Source organism: Geobacter psychrophilus (assembly GCF_056821595.1).
Genome location: NZ_JBXDTU010000004.1, coordinates 3,359,859 through 3,378,540, shown reverse-complemented (window position 1 = coordinate 3,378,540; position 18,682 = coordinate 3,359,859). Strand labels below are relative to the sequence as shown.

Annotated in this window: 20 protein-coding genes; 11 read left to right on the top strand and 9 right to left on the bottom strand. The window is 57.9% G+C overall.

Going from position 1 to position 18,682, the window contains the following annotated elements; all coding sequences use genetic code 11:
• Positions 1-20: 20 nt before the first annotated feature.
• From ACOCF6_RS18235 to ACOCF6_RS18205, 7 genes are all read right to left on the bottom strand, one after another.
• Entirely contained in the window at positions 21-815 is a 795-nt protein-coding gene (locus ACOCF6_RS18235) for an enoyl-CoA hydratase/isomerase family protein (RefSeq protein ID WP_482461747.1), read from the bottom strand.
• A gap of 7 nt (positions 816-822) precedes the next feature.
• The gene (locus ACOCF6_RS18230) at positions 823-1,269 is read right to left on the bottom strand and encodes a PaaI family thioesterase (protein ID WP_482461746.1); all 447 of its coding nucleotides are present in this window, start codon (positions 1,267-1,269) and stop codon (positions 823-825) included.
• A 136-nt stretch (positions 1,270-1,405) separates the two neighbouring features.
• Entirely contained in the window at positions 1,406-3,013 is a 1,608-nt protein-coding gene (locus tag ACOCF6_RS18225) for a carboxyl transferase domain-containing protein (RefSeq protein ID WP_482461745.1), read from the bottom strand.
• A gap of 28 nt (positions 3,014-3,041) precedes the next feature.
• Entirely contained in the window at positions 3,042-3,848 is an 807-nt protein-coding gene (locus tag ACOCF6_RS18220; RefSeq protein ID WP_482461744.1) for an alpha/beta fold hydrolase, read from the bottom strand.
• A 12-nt stretch (positions 3,849-3,860) separates the two neighbouring features.
• Positions 3,861-5,030 carry an isovaleryl-CoA dehydrogenase gene (locus ACOCF6_RS18215; protein WP_482461743.1) on the bottom strand — a complete coding sequence of 390 codons (1,170 nt, stop codon included), beginning with the start codon at positions 5,028-5,030 and terminating at the stop codon, positions 3,861-3,863.
• A 42-nt stretch (positions 5,031-5,072) separates the two neighbouring features.
• Positions 5,073-5,885 carry an enoyl-CoA hydratase-related protein gene (locus ACOCF6_RS18210; RefSeq protein ID WP_482461742.1) on the bottom strand — a complete coding sequence of 271 codons (813 nt, stop codon included), beginning with the start codon at positions 5,883-5,885 and terminating at the stop codon, positions 5,073-5,075.
• Positions 5,886-5,914: 29 nt separating this feature from the next.
• Positions 5,915-6,784, bottom strand: coding sequence for a hypothetical protein (locus ACOCF6_RS18205; RefSeq protein ID WP_482461741.1), 870 nt, complete (start codon positions 6,782-6,784; stop codon positions 5,915-5,917).
• 523 nt (positions 6,785-7,307) lie between these two features.
• On the opposite strand from ACOCF6_RS18205, the gene ACOCF6_RS18200 reads away from it, so the two are divergent.
• From ACOCF6_RS18200 to ACOCF6_RS18150, 11 genes are all read left to right on the top strand, one after another.
• Positions 7,308-8,075 (top strand): ABC transporter ATP-binding protein, encoded by a 768-nt coding sequence (locus ACOCF6_RS18200; RefSeq protein WP_482461740.1) that lies wholly within the window; start codon positions 7,308-7,310, stop codon positions 8,073-8,075.
• Positions 8,076-8,113: 38 nt separating this feature from the next.
• Complete coding sequence (locus tag ACOCF6_RS18195) at positions 8,114-10,018, top strand: AMP-binding protein (protein ID WP_482461739.1); 1,905 nt, start codon at positions 8,114-8,116, stop codon at positions 10,016-10,018.
• 11 nt (positions 10,019-10,029) lie between these two features.
• Positions 10,030-10,923: a branched-chain amino acid ABC transporter permease gene (locus ACOCF6_RS18190; protein ID WP_482461738.1), complete on the top strand. Its 894-nt coding sequence runs from the start codon at positions 10,030-10,032 to the stop codon at positions 10,921-10,923.
• A gap of 1 nt (position 10,924) precedes the next feature.
• Positions 10,925-11,968 (top strand): branched-chain amino acid ABC transporter permease, encoded by a 1,044-nt coding sequence (locus ACOCF6_RS18185; protein WP_482461737.1) that lies wholly within the window; start codon positions 10,925-10,927, stop codon positions 11,966-11,968.
• A gap of 87 nt (positions 11,969-12,055) precedes the next feature.
• Positions 12,056-13,234 (top strand): ABC transporter substrate-binding protein, encoded by a 1,179-nt coding sequence (locus tag ACOCF6_RS18180; RefSeq protein ID WP_482461736.1) that lies wholly within the window; start codon positions 12,056-12,058, stop codon positions 13,232-13,234.
• Between the two features lie 56 nt (positions 13,235-13,290).
• A complete protein-coding gene (locus ACOCF6_RS18175; RefSeq protein WP_482461735.1) occupies positions 13,291-14,082 on the top strand; it encodes an ABC transporter ATP-binding protein in 792 nt (263 codons plus the stop codon).
• Positions 14,083-14,131: 49 nt separating this feature from the next.
• The gene (locus tag ACOCF6_RS18170; protein ID WP_482461734.1) at positions 14,132-14,536 is read left to right on the top strand and encodes a helix-turn-helix domain-containing protein; all 405 of its coding nucleotides are present in this window, start codon (positions 14,132-14,134) and stop codon (positions 14,534-14,536) included.
• Between the two features lie 51 nt (positions 14,537-14,587).
• Positions 14,588-15,406, top strand: coding sequence for a hypothetical protein (locus ACOCF6_RS18165; protein WP_482461733.1), 819 nt, complete (start codon positions 14,588-14,590; stop codon positions 15,404-15,406).
• A gap of 377 nt (positions 15,407-15,783) precedes the next feature.
• The gene (locus ACOCF6_RS18160) at positions 15,784-16,161 is read left to right on the top strand and encodes a hypothetical protein (RefSeq protein WP_482461732.1); all 378 of its coding nucleotides are present in this window, start codon (positions 15,784-15,786) and stop codon (positions 16,159-16,161) included.
• 49 nt (positions 16,162-16,210) lie between these two features.
• On the top strand, positions 16,211-17,017 hold the full coding sequence (locus tag ACOCF6_RS18155) for a rhomboid family intramembrane serine protease (RefSeq protein ID WP_482461731.1): 807 nt from the start codon (positions 16,211-16,213) through the stop codon (positions 17,015-17,017).
• A gap of 41 nt (positions 17,018-17,058) precedes the next feature.
• Complete coding sequence (locus ACOCF6_RS18150; RefSeq protein WP_482461730.1) at positions 17,059-17,301, top strand: YheU family protein; 243 nt, start codon at positions 17,059-17,061, stop codon at positions 17,299-17,301.
• 67 nt (positions 17,302-17,368) lie between these two features.
• Here the strand turns inward: ACOCF6_RS18150 and ACOCF6_RS18145 are convergent, their stop codons facing one another.
• Positions 17,369-17,872: a ferritin-like domain-containing protein gene (locus ACOCF6_RS18145; protein ID WP_482461729.1), complete on the bottom strand. Its 504-nt coding sequence runs from the start codon at positions 17,870-17,872 to the stop codon at positions 17,369-17,371.
• Between the two features lie 177 nt (positions 17,873-18,049).
• Entirely contained in the window at positions 18,050-18,664 is a 615-nt protein-coding gene (gene wrbA / locus ACOCF6_RS18140; protein WP_482461728.1) for an NAD(P)H:quinone oxidoreductase, read from the bottom strand.
• Positions 18,665-18,682 lie beyond the last annotated feature (18 nt).

The window sequence follows — 18,682 nt, the reverse complement described above, 5'->3', positions numbered from 1 at the left end:
TTCAGATGGTGGCTGGCAGGTTACGGCCTGACCCACCCGGGGGTACGTTTTTCGAGAAAAGCCGACAAGCCTTCACGCCCTTCGGCAGAAGCGCGCCGGTCCGCGATCCGGCCGGCGGTGTCCGCAATCAGCCCCGCAGCCAGAGGGCGGCCGGCAATGGCCGCGATCAAATCCTTGGCTGCAGCCATGGCCTGGGGTCCGTTTTTCAGAAGTATTGTGGCGAGTTCCTGTCCTCGTGACCGGAGCGCCGCATCATCCGCTACAACTTCGTGCAGCAGGCCGAGCCGCAAGGCCTCTGCAGCATCGAACGCTTCCGCCGTCAGAAAATAGCGCCGGCAGGCACGCGCTCCGATGGCGGCGACGACATAGGGGGAGATGACCGCCGGCATCAGTCCGAGTTTTACCTCCGACAGGCAGAAAGCGGCCCGCTCCGTGGCGACAGCCATGTCGCAACAGGCCACCAGCCCTACCCCGCCGCCGTAGGCCGCACCCTGCACCAGGGCGATGGTCGGCTTGGCCAGATCGTTGATAGTTTGCATCAGCGCAGCCAGCCCCAGGGCATCACGCAGATTTTCATCCCAGCTGTAGTCCGCCATGCGCCGCATCCAGCTCAGGTCCGCACCGGCCGAAAAGCTCCGGCCGCTGCCGGTCAGCAGCACAACCCGGACACGATCGTTCGCTGCCAGGCTTTTCAAGGCTGCGGTCAGCTCCGTGATCAGGAGATCGTCGAAGGCGTTATGCACCTCCGGCCGGTTCATGGTCAGGGTGGCGATGCCCTGGTCGTCAATCTGTGTAAGGATAGTCGCTTCGCTCATAGCTGCCTCATTTCGTCTCTGACTGGACAGTGATCATCGTGGCCTGCATGACTGCGACCACCTTTTCCACCCCGTTGGCCACGGCAATCACTTCTCCGGCGCAGACCGTGATGGTGCGGCCCGCCTTGACGACCCTGCCAATCCCTTTGAAGCTTTCTCCGATGGCGGGTGACATGAAATTGATCTTGTATTCGATCGACAGCACATCGGCATTGACCGGCATCAGGGTATAGGCGGCATATCCGCAAGCGCTGTCCACCACCGTCGTCATCACCCCGGCGTGGATGTAGCCGTTATGCTGGCTCAATGTCAGGGAAAAGGGGAACTCGATCTCCACCTCCCCCGGGACAATCCTGTTCAGACGCGCCTCGACCGTTGCCATGATCCCCTGTTTCTCAAAACTGGACCGCACCCGTTCCTCGAAGTGCGGGTCAGCCGGCTGAAATGTTCCCATGTTGTCCCCTTTTTTCCAATTCCAGATCAAGGATGATATCAAGGCGGCGAGGATTGAGGCTGCGAGGCGTACATGGCAGTACGTTGAGCAGCCGAAGACGAGCCAACGAAGATAGGGCCTTGATATGGAATTGGTATTACATTCTGAATATGCCGAAGCGGGTTTTCTCCGGCGCCGCATTCATGGCGGCCGATATGCCCAGCCCCAGAACCATGCGGGTGTCGGCCGGGTCGATGATGCCGTCGTCCCACAGGCGGGCGCTGGCATAGTAGGGATGCCCCTGTGATTCGTATTGATCGCGAATGGGCGCTTTAAAGGCGTTTTCCTCTTCCGCGCTCCAGCTCTCGCCGCGCGCCTCCATGCCGTCCCGCTTGACCTGCGCCAGCACACTGGCGGCCTGCTCCCCACCCATGACCGAAATGCGGGCATTGGGCCACATCCAGAGAAAACGGGGACTGTAGGCGCGGCCGCACATGCCGTAGTTGCCGGCCCCGAAACTGCCGCCGATGATGACCGTGAATTTCGGTACCGCCGCACAGGCCACCGCCGTAACCATCTTGGCGCCGTCCTTGGCAATGCCGCCCGCCTCGTACTTGCTGCCGACCATGAAACCGGAAATATTCTGCAGGAACACCAGCGGAATGCCGCGCTGGCTGCATAGTTCGATGAAATGGGCCCCCTTGAGGGCCGACTCGGAAAAGAGGATGCCGTTGTTGGCCACAATTCCGACCGGGTAGCCCCAGATATGGGCAAAACCGCAGATCAGGGTCGTACCGTACAGCTGCTTGAACTCGTCGAATTCCGAACCATCCACGACCCGGGCAATGACCTCGCGCACATCATAGGGCTTGCGGGTATCGGTGGGGATGATGCCGTACAGCTCGGCCGGGTCAAAGAGCGGTTCCAACGGCGGCTTCAGCGCTAAATCCGGCCGCTTGACCCGGTTCAGGTTGCCGACGATCCGCCGGGCGATCGCCAGGGCATGGGCGTCATCCACGGCGTAGTGATCCGTCACCCCGGAGGTGCGGCAGTGCACATCGGCCCCGCCCAGATCCTCGGCCGTGACCACCTCGCCGGTGGCAGCCTTGACCAGCGGCGGTCCGGCCAGAAAGATCGTGCCCTGGTTTTTGACGATGATGCTTTCGTCCGACATGGCCGGCACGTAGGCGCCGCCGGCCGTGCAGGAACCCATGACCACGGCGATCTGGGGGATGCCCTGCCCCGACAGGGTCGCCTGATTATAGAAGATCCGGCCGAAATGATCCCGATCCGGGAAAACCTCGTCCTGCTGCGGCAGATTGGCACCGCCCGAATCCACCAGGTAGATGCAGGGCAGGTTGTTCTCGCGGGCAATCTCCTGGGCCCGCAGGTGTTTCTTGACGGTCAGGGGATAATAGGTGCCCCCCTTGACCGTGGCATCATTGACGACAAGCATGCATTCCTGCCCCTGCACCCGGCCGATGCCGGTGATGATGCCGGCCGCCGGGATATCGGCGCCGTACATGCCCCAGGCGGCAAACTGCGACAGTTCCAGAAAGGGCGACCCCACATCCAGCAGCTGGCGGATGCGCTCCCGCGGCAGCAGCTTGCCCCGTTCGATATGCTTGGTGCGGGCCTTTTCGTCGCCCCCCAGGGTGATGCGTGCCACCTTTTCCCGCAAATCTGCCACCAGGGTCGTCATCAGCTCCGCATTGCGGCTGAATTCCTCGGAACCGCTCTTGATGGTACTCTTGAGAACTGTCATATAGTGATTTCTCCCTAATAGCTTCCGGTCATTTCAATTGCCCGATAAAACGCGTCATCTCCCGCAGCACTGTCTCCCGGGCTTGGTGGTGGGGAATATGACCGCAATCCGGCAGCAGCAGACATTCAGCGGGTCCGGATACCCGGCCGCAGATGGCCTGCAGCTGGGCTGCCGTGCCGTACTCGTCCTGCTCACCCTGGATCGCCAAAACCGGACAGCGGATATCGTCCAGACGGTCAACCATGTTCCACACGCGAAATTCAGGCAGAAGCCAGGTATCACTCCAGCCGCGGAACATGGCATCGGTTCCGTCACCGTGAAAACGGGCCAGTTTTTCCCGCAAGCCGCCTGTTTCAAAAGCCTTGACCGCCGCGTGGATGCCTGCGATGGTGACCTCCTCGACAAAGACATGGGCCGCCTCCGTGATCACCCCCAGGGGAGCTTCCGGATAACGCTCCGCATACTGCAGTGCGATCGTGCCGCCGTCGCTGTGGCCGATCAGGATCAGTGCCGTCACACCGCAGAGCGAGAGCAGTTCCGGCAGAACCTCGTGGGCCTCCCGTTCCAGATAGCGGACGTCGCGCGGCTCCTGCAGCGGGTCAGAGCCGCCGAATCCGTAGCGCTCGTACATCAGCGCCCGCATCCCGGTCGAATCCGCCAGCAGGGAGGGAAAATCGCGCCACTGGCCGATACTGCCCAACCCCTCGTGCAGAAAGACCAGCGTCGCCCCATCATCCTGGACCGTTCCGCCGGGACTGAGGGTCATGACCCGCAGGTTGTGGCCGCCGGCCCGCACAAAGAATGTATGTTCTTCCATTGTGGCTTTCAGCGTCATTGGATACCCTGACTACGGTGCGGTTTCATTGAACAACTCGCGGCCGATCAGCATGCGGCGGATCTCGCTGGTTCCGGCACCGATCTCGTAGAGCTTGGCGTCACGCAACAGGCGCCCGGTGGGATACTCATTGATATAGCCGTTGCCGCCCAGGATCTGGATCGCCTCCAGCGCCATCCAGGTGGCTTTTTCAGCGGCGTAGAGGATGGCACCGGCCGCATCCTTGCGGATCGCGTTCTTGCCGCAGCAGGCGTGGGCAACCGCGTAGACGTAAGCCCGGCAGGCATTCATGGTGCTGTACATGTCGGCCAGCTTGCCCTGCATCAGTTGGAACTCGCCAATGGCTTTTCCGAACTGGCGGCGCTCATGGATGTACGGAATAACCACATCCAGACAGGCCCTCATGATGCCCAGGGGACCGGCAGCCAGCACGGCCCGCTCGTAATCCAGACCGCTCATCAGGATCCTGACCCCGTCACCCACGTGCCCCACGACATTTTCTTCCGGTACTTCACACTCCTCGAAGACCAGTTCACAGGTATCGGAGCCGCGCATGCCGAGCTTATCCAGTTTCTGGGCGGTCGAGAACCCCTTGAAGCCCTTCTCGATCAGAAATGCGGTGATCCCCTTGGAACCGGCGTTGATGTCGGTCTTGGCATAGACCAGCAGGGTGTCGGCATGGGGACCGTTGGTGATCCACATCTTGGTGCCGTTGAGGATGAAGCGGTCACCCTTGCGGTCGGCCCGCAGCCGCATGCTGACGACATCGGAACCGGCACCGGACTCGCTCATGGCCAGGGCACCGACATGCTCGCCGCTGATCAGTTTGGGCAGATAACGGCGCTTCTGCGCTTCACTGGCATTACGGTAGATCTGGTTGATGCAGAGATTGGAGTGGGCGCCATAGGCCAGGGCAACCGCGGCCGAGGCCCGGCTGATCTCCTCGATGGCCACGACGTGCTCCAGATAGGTCATGCCGGCCCCGCCGTACTCTTCGGATACGGTGATGCCGTGCAGCCCCAGATCCCCCATCTTGCGCCAGAGGTCCATGGGGAAGTGATTGTCGCGGTCGATGTCCGCTGCGCGGGGGGCAATCTCTGCCCCGGCAAAACCCTGGACAGTATCCCGCAACAGGTCGGCGGTTTCACCCAGATCAAAATTTAGTGTCGGATATGGTTTCACTGGTCCACCCTCCTTGTTCGTCCAACCGTACAACCGTTACCGTCATTCGCCCCTGTATCTGCCGTCGCGCTTCTCCAGAAAGGCGCTGACCGCCTCCTGGTGGTCTGCTGTATGGTGCGCCATTGCCTGAAAGGCCGCACAGGTCTCCAGGAAATCAGGCAATTCAGATCGTTGTGCCAGTTTCATCAAGCGTTTCGTAAGGCGCACAGCCTGGGGCGGCTTGGCCGCAATCCGGCCTGCCAGTTCCCGGGCCTGCGTCATCAATGCTTCCGGTGCAACTACCTCAAGAAACAGGCCCAGCTGCAGCGCCTCCTCGGCCTTCACCAGCCTGCCGCTGAGCGTCAGTTCGGCAGCCCGCTGATACCCCACCAGGCGCTGGAGAAACCAGGCGCCGCCGTCTCCCGGAATGATGCCAAGATTGACAAAGGTCTCGCCCACCAGCGCCCGACTGGATGCGATCCGCAGATCACACATGCAGGCCAGGTCGAAGCCGGCCCCGATGGCCGGTCCGTTGACAGCTGCAATCAGCGGAATCTCGGTCCGGTGCAGGGCCAGCGGAATCTGCTGGATACCGCGGCGATACTGTTCCTGAATTTCAATCGCCGATCCGGCGAAGGTGCCGCTGCGCTCCTGCATCTCCTTGACGTTGCCGCCGGAGGAAAAAGCCGCCCCGTCACCGGTGATGATCAGGACCGAGACCCCTGTTTCAGCGTCAGCCCAGCTGACTGTCTGCAGCAGGTCGTCGACCAGGGCCGTACCGGTCAGGGCATTGCGGACATCGTCGCGCTGGAAGGTCAGCACAGCAACCCGGTTCTCCACCTCCAGCAGCGATTCTCTAAGCTTCGGCACATCCATGTACATCCTCCAACATAGCAACGGAATTATTATTGTCTGTCCGGAAAGGTGTTCAGACCGGCATGCTGCCCGATCATTTTATAAATCTTGACCTCGTCCCACGGTTCATCGAGGATTTTATCGACCGAGACATCATCCCACGGTTCGTCGAGAATCCCGTCATGAATGGCCCAGCTCCTGCCATGCACCGTTTTTTCCATGCCCGGCATGCGGAAAGGCGAGGAGCCGTCCAAGTCGCGAAAAAGGACTCCACCCGGTCGGAACTCACGATTGATCTCCTCCATCATGCGCCGGCCGTTGAGATAATCGAAGCCGTACTTCTCGAAACGGATGGCATTGTCATAGGTCAGCGGTTCAGCAACGATCATGTCCATTCCCAGGGCATCGACAAAACGCTCAAATCTGGAAAAGAACTCCCCGAACATCTTGAGTCCCCGGCTGGTCTGGTTCGGAAAGAGTCCCGCCCGCATGCTCCTGATCTCCTCCGGCCGGTTGCGACCCAGAGTGGCAAAGCAGTTGTTGTTGCCGTTTTCGTCAACATCCACATCAAAGCGGGGCGCACAGGGATCGTTAATGATGCAGAACGACAGCTCCATCTGTCGGAAATGGGTATCCGCAATATCAAGGAAGAACACGGTATGACGATCATCCGGATCCGGCCGGACCTCTATCCGCGCCAGCCCCATACCCTGAGGCGCAATGATGGTCACTCGGCGCCTGCCATCCGCTCCGCATAATGTGCGGGGCGAAATATCCACCAGCTCAAAAATGCGGGCAGGGATGATGGTGGTGTAGATACGTTCCTTCTCGTCAAGCTCAAGGGCGTTGATATCGCCCAGACACGACAACTCGCGTCCCTGCTGCGAAAACAGCGGCTCATTTCCAGGTAGTTTGCTCATACGACTATAGTACATGTTCCTTCAGAACTTTCCATAGACATGACCCGATTCTGCAAACTGGCATTAGGTACGTCCGGCTCTTTACGTCAAGCAACTGCGTTCCGGCGTCCCGTGCTCCGAAACGGCCCTGCACAGACTGTTGTGCGGAGAAATGCCGGCTAATCCTAGCTGAGCCATACATCATGCACCAGTTTTATCTACAGCTTACGTTTATGTCAAGCAGTATTAAAACATATTTTTACTATACTGGAAATTTTGTTTTAAATTTGAAATAAAACTGCTATAGTCACCTCACATCAGCTTCAAGACGATCGTTCTTAAGCAGCAATTAGGCGTTATTGCCGCACCACATCAGGCTTTGCACCTTACGTCAACACACCGCACAATCACAGCTTATACAGAGCTTTTACAAACAAACTTCTACTGACAGCAACTACACCCTCAAGAAAAATGCTTTGTCGTCTCATTGCTAGAACTTTGTTATATCGGGAAGCATTCATTCAGCAAAAGGAGCCGATTTACAATGGTCCAACTTTCCTGCAGCGACATTCAGTTGAACTTTGGCGGCGTACGTGCACTGTCAGGTGTTTCCTTCGAGGTCATCAGGGGAGAGATTTTCGCCATTATCGGCCCGAACGGTGCGGGAAAATCCTCCATGCTCAACTGCATCAGCGGGGTCTACCAGCCGCAGAAGGGCAAAATCATCTTCGAAGACACCAATATTTCCGGCCTGCCCCCCTTCCAGCGCTCCAAGATGGGCATAGCCCGTTCGTTTCAGAATATCGCCCTGTTCAAGGGGATGACGGTCATCGATAACCTGATGATCGGCAGACACCTGCATCAGCACGCCGGATTGATCCAGGGCGGGTTTTTCTATGGTCCGGCCCAGAAGGAAGAGATCATCAACCGGGAGTTCGTCGAAGAGATCATCGAATTCCTTTCCATCCAGAGCATCCGCAAGAAGATCGTAGGAACGCTTCCCTACGGGTTCCAGAAACGGGTCGAACTTGCCAGGGCACTCGCCCTTGAGCCGAAGATCCTGCTTCTGGACGAGCCGATGGCCGGTATGAATCTGGAGGAAAAAGAGGACATGTCCCGCTTCATCATCGATACCAACGAGGAACGCGGGGTCACAGTCATCATGATTGAACACGACATGGGTGTAGTCATGGACATTTCCAATTCTGTATGTGTTCTGGACTTCGGCAAACAGATCGCCTGCGGTACACCGGAAGAGGTGCAGCAGAACCCGCACGTCATCAAGGCCTATCTTGGCGAGGAAGACGAGTAATGTACCGTGGAAACTGACGTCATCAAGGAGGATTGCCGTTGAACATCAACCTGGATGAAACTACCCTCGCAAAGCTCCTGCACACCAATGCGGAACGCTTCGGCGACTCAAAAACCGCCCTGCGCTCCAAAACCCGCGGCATCTGGCAGGCGATTTCATGGAAGCAATATTACGAGCGCGTAAAATTGCTTTCGCTGGGACTTACCTCCCTTGGAATCCAGGCGGGAGAAACCGTGGCCGTTATCGGCAACAACCGCCCGACATCGCTGTTCGCGGTTGTAGGCGCCCAGGCGGCCGGCGGCGTAGCACTCTGCCTGTACCAGGATTCCACACCAGCGGAACTGGCAGTTCTTCTTGAGCGCTTCGACGTCAGATACGTCGTGGCGGAAGACCAGGAACAGGTGGACAAGATTCTGGAGATCAAGGGCCGCCTCAGCGTACTGGCCGGTGTTATCTACTGCGACCCGCGCGGCATGCGCCATTACAAGGACGAGTGCCTCACCTCCTACGAAGAGCTGCTCAGACGCGGCGGGCTGCTTGATGAGCAGCACCCCGGCAGCTTTGAACAGCGCATTGCCCGGGGCCGGGGCGACGACCTGGCGATCATCTGCACGACATCCGGCACCACCGGCGAACCGAAAGGCGCATTGCTCAGCTACCGCAATCTGTTGAGCATGGCTGTCAGCCTGAATCAGGTGGATACAAAACGCGACAGCGACGAATTCGTCTCCTTTCTGCCGCTGGCATGGTTCGGCGAGCAGATGATCTCCCTGGTCAGTGCACTTTCGATCGGCTTTGCCGTGAATTTCCCCGAAAAACCGGAAACCGTACTGTCCGACCTGCGGGAGATCGGGCCGCACATCCTCTTCTCCCCTCCCCGGGTCTGGGAAGGCATCGCCTCATCGGTCCAGGTCAGGATCATGGACACGACCCCTTTCAAACGCTTCATGTACAGCACCTTTATGCCCATCGGAGAAATGGTTGCGGAATTGAAGCTGGCCGGCAAACCGATCCCGCTGATTGCCCGCATCCAGTACGCCCTGGCCCATGTCTGCCTCTTCAGGGCCTTGCGCGACCGGCTCGGCCTGACCCGTGTCAGGTCGGCCCTGACCGGAGGTTCCGCCCTGGGAGCGGATGTCTTCCGATTTTTCCACGCCATCGGCGTCAACCTCAAGCAGGTCTACGGCCTGACAGAGGTTTCCGGCATTTCCTGCATCCACCGGGATGGGGATATCCAGGGCGCCACGGTCGGCCTGCCGCTGCCGGGCACCGAAATCTCCATCTCAGCCGAAGGCGAGATCCTCCTGAAGGGCGCCGGCACATTCCAGGGCTATTACAAGGATGCCGAGGCCACCGCTGCAGCGCTCAAGGACGGCTGGCTCCATTCCGGTGACGCAGGGCAGCTCGATCCCAGCGGCCATCTGGTGGTCATCGACCGCCTGCAGGACATACTCCGGCTGACAGACGGGTCACGCTGTGCGCCCCAGTTTGTGGAGAGCAAGCTGAAGTTTTCACCGTATATCAAGGAAGCGGTCGCCATTGGCCAGGGCCGGCCGCATCTGACCGCGCTGATCTGCATCGACGGCCGCATCGTCGGGAAATGGGCCGGCGACAACAAAATCGCCTATACGACCTACAGCGACCTGACATCCAAACCGGAGGTTGCCGATTTCATTGAAAAAGAGCTGGCCAGAGTCAACCAGGGACTTCCGGAAGCAGCCCGGATCAAACGCTTTGCGCTGTTGTACAAGGATCTGGACGCGGACGAGGATGAACTCACCAGGACCGGCAAGGTGCGGCGGGCGGTCATCGATCACAGCTACCACGCCATCATAGAAGGACTGTATCAGAGCGTGACCAGCATGCCGGTCGACATCACCATTGCCCTGCAAGATGGCAAGAGCACCCGGATCAACACCACGGTCCACTTCAGAAATTTATAGGGGACATCCTTATGGACATGACCTTTCTGTTTCAACTGCTGATCAACGGCCTGGTAGTGGGCAGCATCTATTCCCTGGTCGCCACCGGTTTCGTCATCATCTACAAGGCGACCAGCGCCCTCAACCTGGCCCAGGGGGAATTCCTGATGGTGGGCGCCTACATCTGCCTGGACCTGCTGACAAAGTACAATGTCCCCTTTTTCCAGTCATTCCTGATCACCCTGGCATTCTCGGCAATCCTGGGCCTGCTGATCGAACGGGTCATCCTGCGCCCCCTGATCGGGTCCCACCTGATATCGGTCATCATGGTTACCCTGGGACTCGGCAGCATCCTCAAGGCCCTGATTCAGATGAAGTACGGCACCAACACCATCCCCTTCCCGGAGATCTTTCCGTCCACGCCGGTCCAGATCGGGCCGATCCCGGTCTCCCAGGGCTATCTGTATGCCCTGGTCTGCGTTTCCTTCCTGGTGGCGCTGCTGACGCTCTTTTTCAAGTATTCCAAAGCGGGCGTCGCCATGCGGGCCACGGCCTCCAATCAGCAGGTTGCGCTTTCCATGGGCATCAGCGTCAAGAAGATGTTCGCCCTGGCCTGGAGCATCTCGGCCATTGTCTCGGCGGTAGGCGGCATCCTGCTGGGCACCATCCGGGGCGGGGTCGACATGTCGCTGGCCTTCATGGGGCTCAAGGTACTGCCGGTGGTTATCCTGGGCGGGCTTGACAGCATCCTGGGTGCGATCGTGGGGGGCATCATCATCGGCATCCTGGAGAATCTCTCGGGCGGTTACATTGATCCGGCCGTCGGCGGCGGCGCCAAGGAAGTCGCCCCCTATATCGCCCTGATCCTGATCCTGATGTTCAAACCCTATGGCCTGTTCGGCAAGAAGAAAATAGAAAGGGTCTGATATGCAATGCGGTGATTTCAAGACAAGCTACGGCGCGGACATGACGATCTTTGACTCCCGGCTCACCAGAATGCTGGTGGTTCTGTTCGTCGGCCTGGTTCTAACAGTACCCTTCTACTCGTCAAACTATGTCCTGGACGTCAGCAACCGGATCGGTATCGCCATTATCGGCGCCATCGGCCTCAACATCCTGACCGGATTTACCGGGCTGATCTCCTTGGGCAACGCGGCCTTCATGGCCATCGGCGCCTTTTCGGCCGGTTACCTGGGGATCCGCTTCGGGCTGCCGTTCTACTTCTGCATCCCGCTGGCCGGACTGATGACCGCCTGCCTGGGAATGATCATCGGCATCCCATCGCTGCGGATCAAAGGTCTGTATCTGGCCATGGCCACCCTGGCGGCCCATTTCATTGTCGAGTTCGTGATTGTAAAATGGGAGTCGGTTACCGGAGGCGTAAACGGCCTGACCATACCGACCCCCAAGCTGGGTGAATTTGCGCTAGATAGCGACAAGAAGATTTTCTACCTGATCTATATCGTGGTCATTGCAGCCGTATTTTTCAGCAGAAACCTGTTCCGCACCAAACCGGGCAAGGCCTTTATCGCCATCCGCGATCAGGCCATTTCGGCCGAGGTCATGGGCGTCAACCTGCTCAAGTACAAACTGTATTCGTTCGGCGTCAGTTCGTATTTTGTCGGCACGGCCGGGGCCCTGATGGCATACCAGGCCAAGATCATCTCCCCGGAAACCTTCCCGATCACGGTTGCCATCGATTACCTGGGGATGATCATCATCGGCGGCCTGGGCAGCATTCTGGGGTCAATCTTCGGGGCGGTTTTCATTACCCTGCTGCCGGAGATTCTGCGGCTGATCACAACGGCACTCTCGGCCTCGTATCCTGATCTCGTCACAATCTTTTCATCCCTGAAGGAACTGGTCTTCGGGATCCTGATTATCGTATTCCTGATCTTCGAACCGTCCGGCATGGCTGCCAGGTGGTACACCATCAAAAATTACTGGAAACTGTATCCGTTTTCACACTGAATCATATCTAGCGGTTTGCAGCATCTGTCTGAAGTCTGGGGCGTAGCATTCAAGAGGGCAGTATTAACCATCAACGAGGAGGAAGGTATGAGCATGTACAAGAGTTTGTTGGCAATGGCGGCAGCAACACTTCTGGCACTCCCGGCTTGGGGCGCGGAGACCATCAAGGTCGGTGGACTGTGGGACCTGACCGGTGTAACGGCTGATGTGGGCAAACCCTTCGCCGAAGGAGTTCAGGACGCTATCGCCATGATCAACGGAAAAGGTGGCATCAACGGCAAGAAGATCGAACTGGTCAACGTGGACTATGCCTACAAGATTCCTCAAGCCACCGCTGCTTATAAAAAGTTTTGCGAGTCGGATAAAGTTGTCATGATCAACGGCTGGGGCACTGGTGACACAGAAGCGCTTAAGGACACTTGCACCAAGGATAAGACTCCTTATTTTTCTGCTTCATTTTCCGGGCACCTGACCGACCCGAGCAAGACCCCCTATAATTTCTTCGTCGGCGCCAGCTACTCAGACCAGATCCGTGGATTCCTCCAGTTTGTAAAAAAAGACTTTAAAGGCAAAGGCGCTCCCAAGGTAGCCTTCATCTATCCCAATCACGGTTTCGGCAAGGCCCCCATTGAAGCGGGCAGACAGTATGCCAAGGAGCTGGGCATTGATCTGGTGCACGAAGAGATAATCCCGGCCAGCTTCCAGGACGTCACCTCAAACCTGCTGAACATGCAGAAAAAGGCCCCCGACTATGCCTATGTCCAGACAACCGTGTCGTGGTGTGCAGTCCTTCTCAAGGATGCAAAAAAACTGGGCATCAAAACCAAGTTTTTCCTGGGCAACTACGGCATGACCGAAGCCCTGCCGCTATTGGCCAAGGATGCTGCTGAAGGTGTGTACGGCATGACAACCCACGCTCCATACGGTGCCAATGTTCCGGGCATGAAGCAGATTCTGGACTGGAACAAGAAACACCCTACCAAAAACCCCGATACCGTCTACGTGCGCGGCTGGGCCTATGGCCTGACTTGGGCCGAGGGGCTGCGCATCGCCGACAAGAACAAGCAGCTGACCGGCGAAGGGGTCAAGAAAGCCCTGGAGACCTTGAAAGGATTCGATACCGGAGGTCTGGTTCCGCCGATCACCTACACCGCCAGCGACCATCGCCCGACCACCAAGACCACCATTTATGTCATCAAGGGTGGCAAACTGGCCAAGGTTGAAGACCAGGAAACACCCCGCAGGAAGGAATGGCTCGGCCTGTAATTTGAACCGGCTGCAGGGGGCTGAAAGGCCCTCTGCAGCAACTTGAGGTTATCATCATGCTGAGAATCAACAACGCAGAAGTCATCTACAACCGTGTCATCCTGGTCCTGAAAGGACTGACCATGGAGGTCCCGGAGGGCAAGATCGTGGCCCTGCTGGGCGCCAACGGTGCCGGGAAAAGCACCACCCTCAAAGCCATTTCCGGCCTCCTGAAATCTGAGGAAGGAGAGGTTACCGACGGTACGATAGATTTCATGGGGGAATCGATAAACAACAGGGACCCCGAAGAGATCGTCCGCCGCGGCATCTTCCAGGTCATGGAAGGACGGCGGGTGTTCGAAGATCTGTCCGTTGAGGAGAACATCATTGTCGGCGGGCATACCCGTAAGGACAAGGCCGGCTTCAAACGTGACAAGGACCTGGTCTATGACTACTTTCCCCGTCTGCGCGAACGCAGAAATCAGCTTTCCGGCTATCTCAGCGGCGGCGAGCAACAGATGCTGGCCATCGGGCGCGCACTGATGGCCAGGCCGAAACTGATGCTGCTGGACGAACCCTCGCTCGGGATCGCTCCCCTGCTGGTACAGGAGATTTTCCAGCTGATCAAGAAGATCAACAGCGAAGAAAAAACCACCATCCTGCTGGTGGAACAGAATGCCAATGTGGCCTTCAGCATCTGCGACTACGCCTACATCATGGAAGGTGGCCGGATTGTACTGAACGGCAGCACCGAACAGCTGAAGGACAATGAAGACGTTCGGGAGTTTTACCTCGGCATGTCCGACAGCGCCGAGAAGAAAAGTTATCGGGAGCTCAAACACTACCGGAGAAGAAAGCGTTGGCTGTGAACAGGCCGGATTTTTGCGAGAATACTACCAGGCACACCAGGTGATACCCATGACCAGTGAATCCAACGAGCAATACATTTCTATCGGTGAACTTGCCAGGACTATCGGTGTGACGACCAGGACGCTGCGCTACTATGAGGAAGTCGGGATCATGGAGCCGCCCCATCGCCTTGACGGGGGCAACCGGGCCTATTCGGCCAGCGGCGTACGAAAGCTCAAATTCATACTCAGGCTGAAGGAAATGGGGCTGAGCATCAAGGAGATGCAGGAACTGGACGCCGCTTATGCCGAGGCAAAGCAGACCACCAAGATCATCCCGCGCCTGATTGAAATGCTCGATGTCCATATCAACAAACTTGACGAAAAGATGTCGAAACTGGCCCAACTGCGCAAAGAGATCGTAGACTACCGCTACCGCATGATCGAACGCTTCCAGCTCCCGCCTTCCGGGTAAACCGGCTGGCATCAGCGCCGCCCGGCATGGCGCAGTTTCGAAGGAGATTATATGGCTCTCAAGGACATCCTGCTGCACATTGACAATTCTCCCAGCTGTTCGCACAGGCTTGAACTGGCAATCAGCCTGGCCCGCACCCACGGTGCCCATCTGAAGGGGCTCTACGTGCTTTCCCACTCCTATTATGCACCGCGACACGGCATGGGAGCCACCGAGACAGCCCGGAAGGCGGAAGAATTGTTTTGCGAGAGAACCGCTCAGGCAGGCATTTCGGCAGAATGGCTCTTTGCAGACTGGTCGGTTGTCGGCGTCAGCGTCACCGAAATTCTCAATCTGTATGCCTATTATACCGACCTGGTGATCATCGGCCAGCCCGACCACAGCTCGCCGGACAAGAGCACTCCGCTTGATCTCCCCGAGCGCCTGGGCCTGGGTGCCGGTCGTCCGCTGCTGGTAGTGCCCTATGCCGGGGACTTCTCCGTGGTCGGCGAGCGGGTCATGATCGCATGGAAATCGGGGCGGGAAGCGGTACGCGCTACCAATGACGCCCTGTCCATACTGGAAAAGGCCAGCCACGTCAGTGTTGTCACCATCACCCCGGCCGGCAGCAGCGACAGCAGCGATGCGGACAACGCCATGAGCATCTGCGCCCACCTGGGGAGACATGCTGTCAGGGCTGCACACGAACAGATCCAGGCCAGCTCCGGCATGTCCATCGGGGATCTGCTGCTGAATCACGCCTGCGAACAAAAAATAGACCTGCTCGTCATGGGGGCCTATGCCCAGTCACGACGGGGGGTTTTCATGCACAGCCCGGTTGCCCGGCATCTTCTGAATTTCATGACCGTCCCGATCCTCATATCCCATTAGCAAGGTACAAGGCAGGGCAGCACAAACAGACAGGGCGGCGAGTTCAGCAGACTCACCGCCCTTTTGCTGTCCGGAGCAACGAGGATATTTTGCCATTTGATTTGTAATGCCATATACTGGGCCGCTGATTCCTGAAGCGAGACCAACAGCATCCGATACTTATTCCAATTCCAGATCAAGGATGATATCAAGGCGGCGAGGAGTGAAGCTGCGAGGCGTACAGGGCAGTACGTTGAGCGGCCTGCCCTGACAAGTCAGAATAGTTCGTTCACGAATGTTTCACATTCTAACTCACTAAGACGAGCCAACGAAGATAGGGCCTTGATATGGAATTGGTATTAACCAACGACATCTGTACCAGAGCGGAGTACATACATATGACCAAAGGATACCAGGCCAACAGGGCGCATCAGGAAGCGATCCAGCTCCTCGGCAAGACGCTCGGCAAGCGTGCGGGTTTCAAGTGCGAATGGTGCGACAGCAAGGATGATCTGCGCCCCTGGGAATATCGTCCGGATAGCGAGCCCGCTATCGACAGCCTGGCCCTGCTCTGCGAACGCTGCCGCGGCCTGGCCAAGGGCCGCAAGGCCGATCCGAATGAACTGCACTCGATTCGCAACGCACTCTGGAGCAACATTACCGCTGTGGCCGAAGGTGCTGCACGGGTACTGGCCCGCTGCCCGGAAACGTGGGCCCGGGATGCGATTGAAGAGAGCTGCATCGATGAACAGCTGAAAGTAGAACTGCTGAGATAAAACAACCTCCGTAACATTAAAACTAAAACCCTACGAACGAGGTGCAGGCATGGCACAACGGGCAAAACTCTGTCCCCGTTGCAGACAGTTGATCGGCAGCGAAGAAACAACCTGTTCCTGGTGCGGCACAGCCCGCTCCGCGCCCTGGTGGCAGTTCCTTAACTGGACACGGGGGACCGTGGATGGCGACTGGCTGGTCAAGGCAATCATCACCGTCAACGTGCTGTACTTTGCTCTTTCACTGATGCTGAAGAGCGGCTCCGGTGGTTTTCTGTCACCCGGTCAGACCAGTCTTTTATTGCTGGGTGCCACCGGCACCTATCCGATCGACCACCTCGGCCGGACCTGGACGCTGCTCAGCGCCAACTACCTGCACGGCGGCATTCTGCACATCATTTTCAACCTGATGGCCCTGAAACAGATCGCACCCTGGGTGTCCAGCGAGTACGGCAGTAGCCGCATGCTCACGATCTACACCCTGGGTGGTGTCTGCGGATACACGTTTTCCTACCTGGCCGGTACTCCGCTCACCATCGGCGCCTCGGCAGCGGTCTGCAGCCTGATCGGCGCCCTGCTCTTCTACGGAAAAAGCCGGGGCGGCGCCTATGGCGGATCGGTATACCGTGAAGTCAGCGGCTGGGTGATCACGCTCTTCATCTTCGGACTGATCTTCCCGGGTATCGACAACTGGGCCCACGGCGGCGGGATCCTGGGCGGCATCATTGTTGGCGCACTCCTGGGCTACAACGAGCGCAGGCGTGAAAACACGTTCGATCAGGCCCTGGCACTGTTGTGCGGCCTGGCAACCGTTGGCGCACTGGGGTGGGCCCTGGTGGGAGCCTTGCGCTATATCTGACCGTCTCCTATGTATAAATCTGTATGTTGAGGGAAGCTGTAATGACTCAGGAAAAGAATGACCAGCAGGAGGAAGGGATAGAGATACCCTTTGAACAGATCAACCCGGACACCCTGTTGAACATGCTGCGGGAGTTTGTGACGCGGGAGTGGGCTGATCTGGGGGATTCAGGCTATACGCTTGATGACAAGGTCTCCCAAGTACGCCGTCAGCTGGAGTTACATACCGCCAGGGTGGTGTACGATGTCACGACCGAATCCTGGAATATCGTGGCTGCGAAATAGCTACGCGCCTCCGGCAACACCGGAGGCGCGTAGCATAAATCCGCCTGATTCAAAAAAACCGGTCACGTTATTCCTTGAAGGCCCGGATCATCAGCTCGTAATCCTCCAGCAGCGCCTGCAGATCCTCCTCATGCTCCACCTCCTGCTGCAGGATGGTCAGGACCATATTGTAGGTAACCGGGTCCTTTTCCCTGGTAAGATCCATCAGCCGCTTGTACACACCGATGGCGCACTGCTCGCCCTTGATGTTCTGCATCAGCAGTGTCTTGACGAACGGGTCGTCCGGCGCTTCATAGCCGCAGTTGGTGAATTTGTACCATTCCTCCGGTTTGGTGACCGGTGTTCCTCCCAGCTGGATGATGCGCATGGCCACCATATCGGCGTGCAGCAGCTCTTCGGTGGCATGCTGCAGCAATTCGGCGCCGACTGCATCCTTCATCGGCCCCTTGACCAGCTTGGCTCCCAGCCAGTACTGGTAATAGGCCAGCCATTCGTCACTGTAGGCACTGCGCAACAGCCCCAGCAGCTCATCCACATCCATCCCGATAATCTCACGTCCTTTTGATCCCATAGGTGATTCTCCTTTCAAAAGATCCTTCAAAAGCAACGATTGCCACAGAGGTCACAGAGAAAATCTCTGCAGTAAGCTATTCATCAGAGAATTTGTGCGTGCAGAAGGGCACAAACTATATCTTTCGAATTTCCCTCTGTGAGCTTTGAGTACTCTGTGGCCGAGTATTTATCAGGTTCACCCTTTCAATTTGGCAGCAATCCTAGCCACGTGGGCACCCTGAAAACGGGCACCGGCCAGTTCGTTCTCGCTGGGCATCCGTTCACCCTGACCGCCCGTTATGGTTGAGGCACCGTAGGGTGAGCAGCCCGTTAATTCCCCTACCCCCATCTGTCCGGCAAAGGAGTACGGCAGCCCGACCACGACCATGCCCTGATGCAGCAGGGTGGTATGGAAGCTGAGGATGGTGGATTCCTGGCCGCCGTGCTGGGTAGCGGAACTGGCAAAAACGCTGCCGACCTTGCCCACCAGGCTCCCCTTCAGCCAGAGCCCGCCGGTGGCATCCAGGAACTGGCGCATCTGGCCGCACATGTTGCCGAAACGGGTCGGCGTACCGAAGATAATCGCATCGGCATCGGCCAGGTCATCGATCGTGGCGATCGGGATATGGGCCATCCCCTTCCCGGCCTCCAGCGCCCCCATCTTCCCCAGGACCTCGTCCGGCAGTGTTTCGGGAACGCGCTTGATGATCGCCTCGCAGCCCGGCACCTCACGAACACCCTCGGCTACTGCCTCGGCCATCCGGTAAATATGGCCGTACATACTGTAGTGTACTATCAATACCTTGCACATGATTTGCTCCTCCTGTTA

Bases quoted from the DNA above. Each gene is read 5' to 3' on its own strand.
- ACOCF6_RS18235 (WP_482461747.1), bottom strand. From the start codon at position 815: ATGAGCGAAGCGACTATCCTTACACAGATTGACGACCAGGGCATCGCC.
- ACOCF6_RS18230 (WP_482461746.1), bottom strand. From the start codon at position 1,269: ATGGGAACATTTCAGCCGGCTGACCCGCACTTCGAGGAACGGGTGCGG.
- ACOCF6_RS18225 (WP_482461745.1), bottom strand. From the start codon at position 3,013: ATGACAGTTCTCAAGAGTACCATCAAGAGCGGTTCCGAGGAATTCAGC.
- ACOCF6_RS18220 (WP_482461744.1), bottom strand. From the start codon at position 3,848: ATGACGCTGAAAGCCACAATGGAAGAACATACATTCTTTGTGCGGGCC.
- ACOCF6_RS18210 (WP_482461742.1), bottom strand. From the start codon at position 5,885: ATGGATGTGCCGAAGCTTAGAGAATCGCTGCTGGAGGTGGAGAACCGG.
- ACOCF6_RS18205 (WP_482461741.1), bottom strand. From the start codon at position 6,784: ATGAGCAAACTACCTGGAAATGAGCCGCTGTTTTCGCAGCAGGGACGC.
- ACOCF6_RS18200 (WP_482461740.1), top strand. From the start codon at position 7,308: ATGGTCCAACTTTCCTGCAGCGACATTCAGTTGAACTTTGGCGGCGTA.
- ACOCF6_RS18190 (WP_482461738.1), top strand. From the start codon at position 10,030: ATGGACATGACCTTTCTGTTTCAACTGCTGATCAACGGCCTGGTAGTG.
- ACOCF6_RS18185 (WP_482461737.1), top strand. From the start codon at position 10,925: ATGCAATGCGGTGATTTCAAGACAAGCTACGGCGCGGACATGACGATC.
- ACOCF6_RS18180 (WP_482461736.1), top strand. From the start codon at position 12,056: ATGAGCATGTACAAGAGTTTGTTGGCAATGGCGGCAGCAACACTTCTG.
- ACOCF6_RS18175 (WP_482461735.1), top strand. From the start codon at position 13,291: ATGCTGAGAATCAACAACGCAGAAGTCATCTACAACCGTGTCATCCTG.
- ACOCF6_RS18170 (WP_482461734.1), top strand. From the start codon at position 14,132: ATGACCAGTGAATCCAACGAGCAATACATTTCTATCGGTGAACTTGCC.
- ACOCF6_RS18165 (WP_482461733.1), top strand. From the start codon at position 14,588: ATGGCTCTCAAGGACATCCTGCTGCACATTGACAATTCTCCCAGCTGT.
- ACOCF6_RS18160 (WP_482461732.1), top strand. From the start codon at position 15,784: ATGACCAAAGGATACCAGGCCAACAGGGCGCATCAGGAAGCGATCCAG.
- ACOCF6_RS18155 (WP_482461731.1), top strand. From the start codon at position 16,211: ATGGCACAACGGGCAAAACTCTGTCCCCGTTGCAGACAGTTGATCGGC.
- ACOCF6_RS18150 (WP_482461730.1), top strand. From the start codon at position 17,059: ATGACTCAGGAAAAGAATGACCAGCAGGAGGAAGGGATAGAGATACCC.
- ACOCF6_RS18145 (WP_482461729.1), bottom strand. From the start codon at position 17,872: ATGGGATCAAAAGGACGTGAGATTATCGGGATGGATGTGGATGAGCTG.
- wrbA (WP_482461728.1), bottom strand. From the start codon at position 18,664: ATGTGCAAGGTATTGATAGTACACTACAGTATGTACGGCCATATTTAC.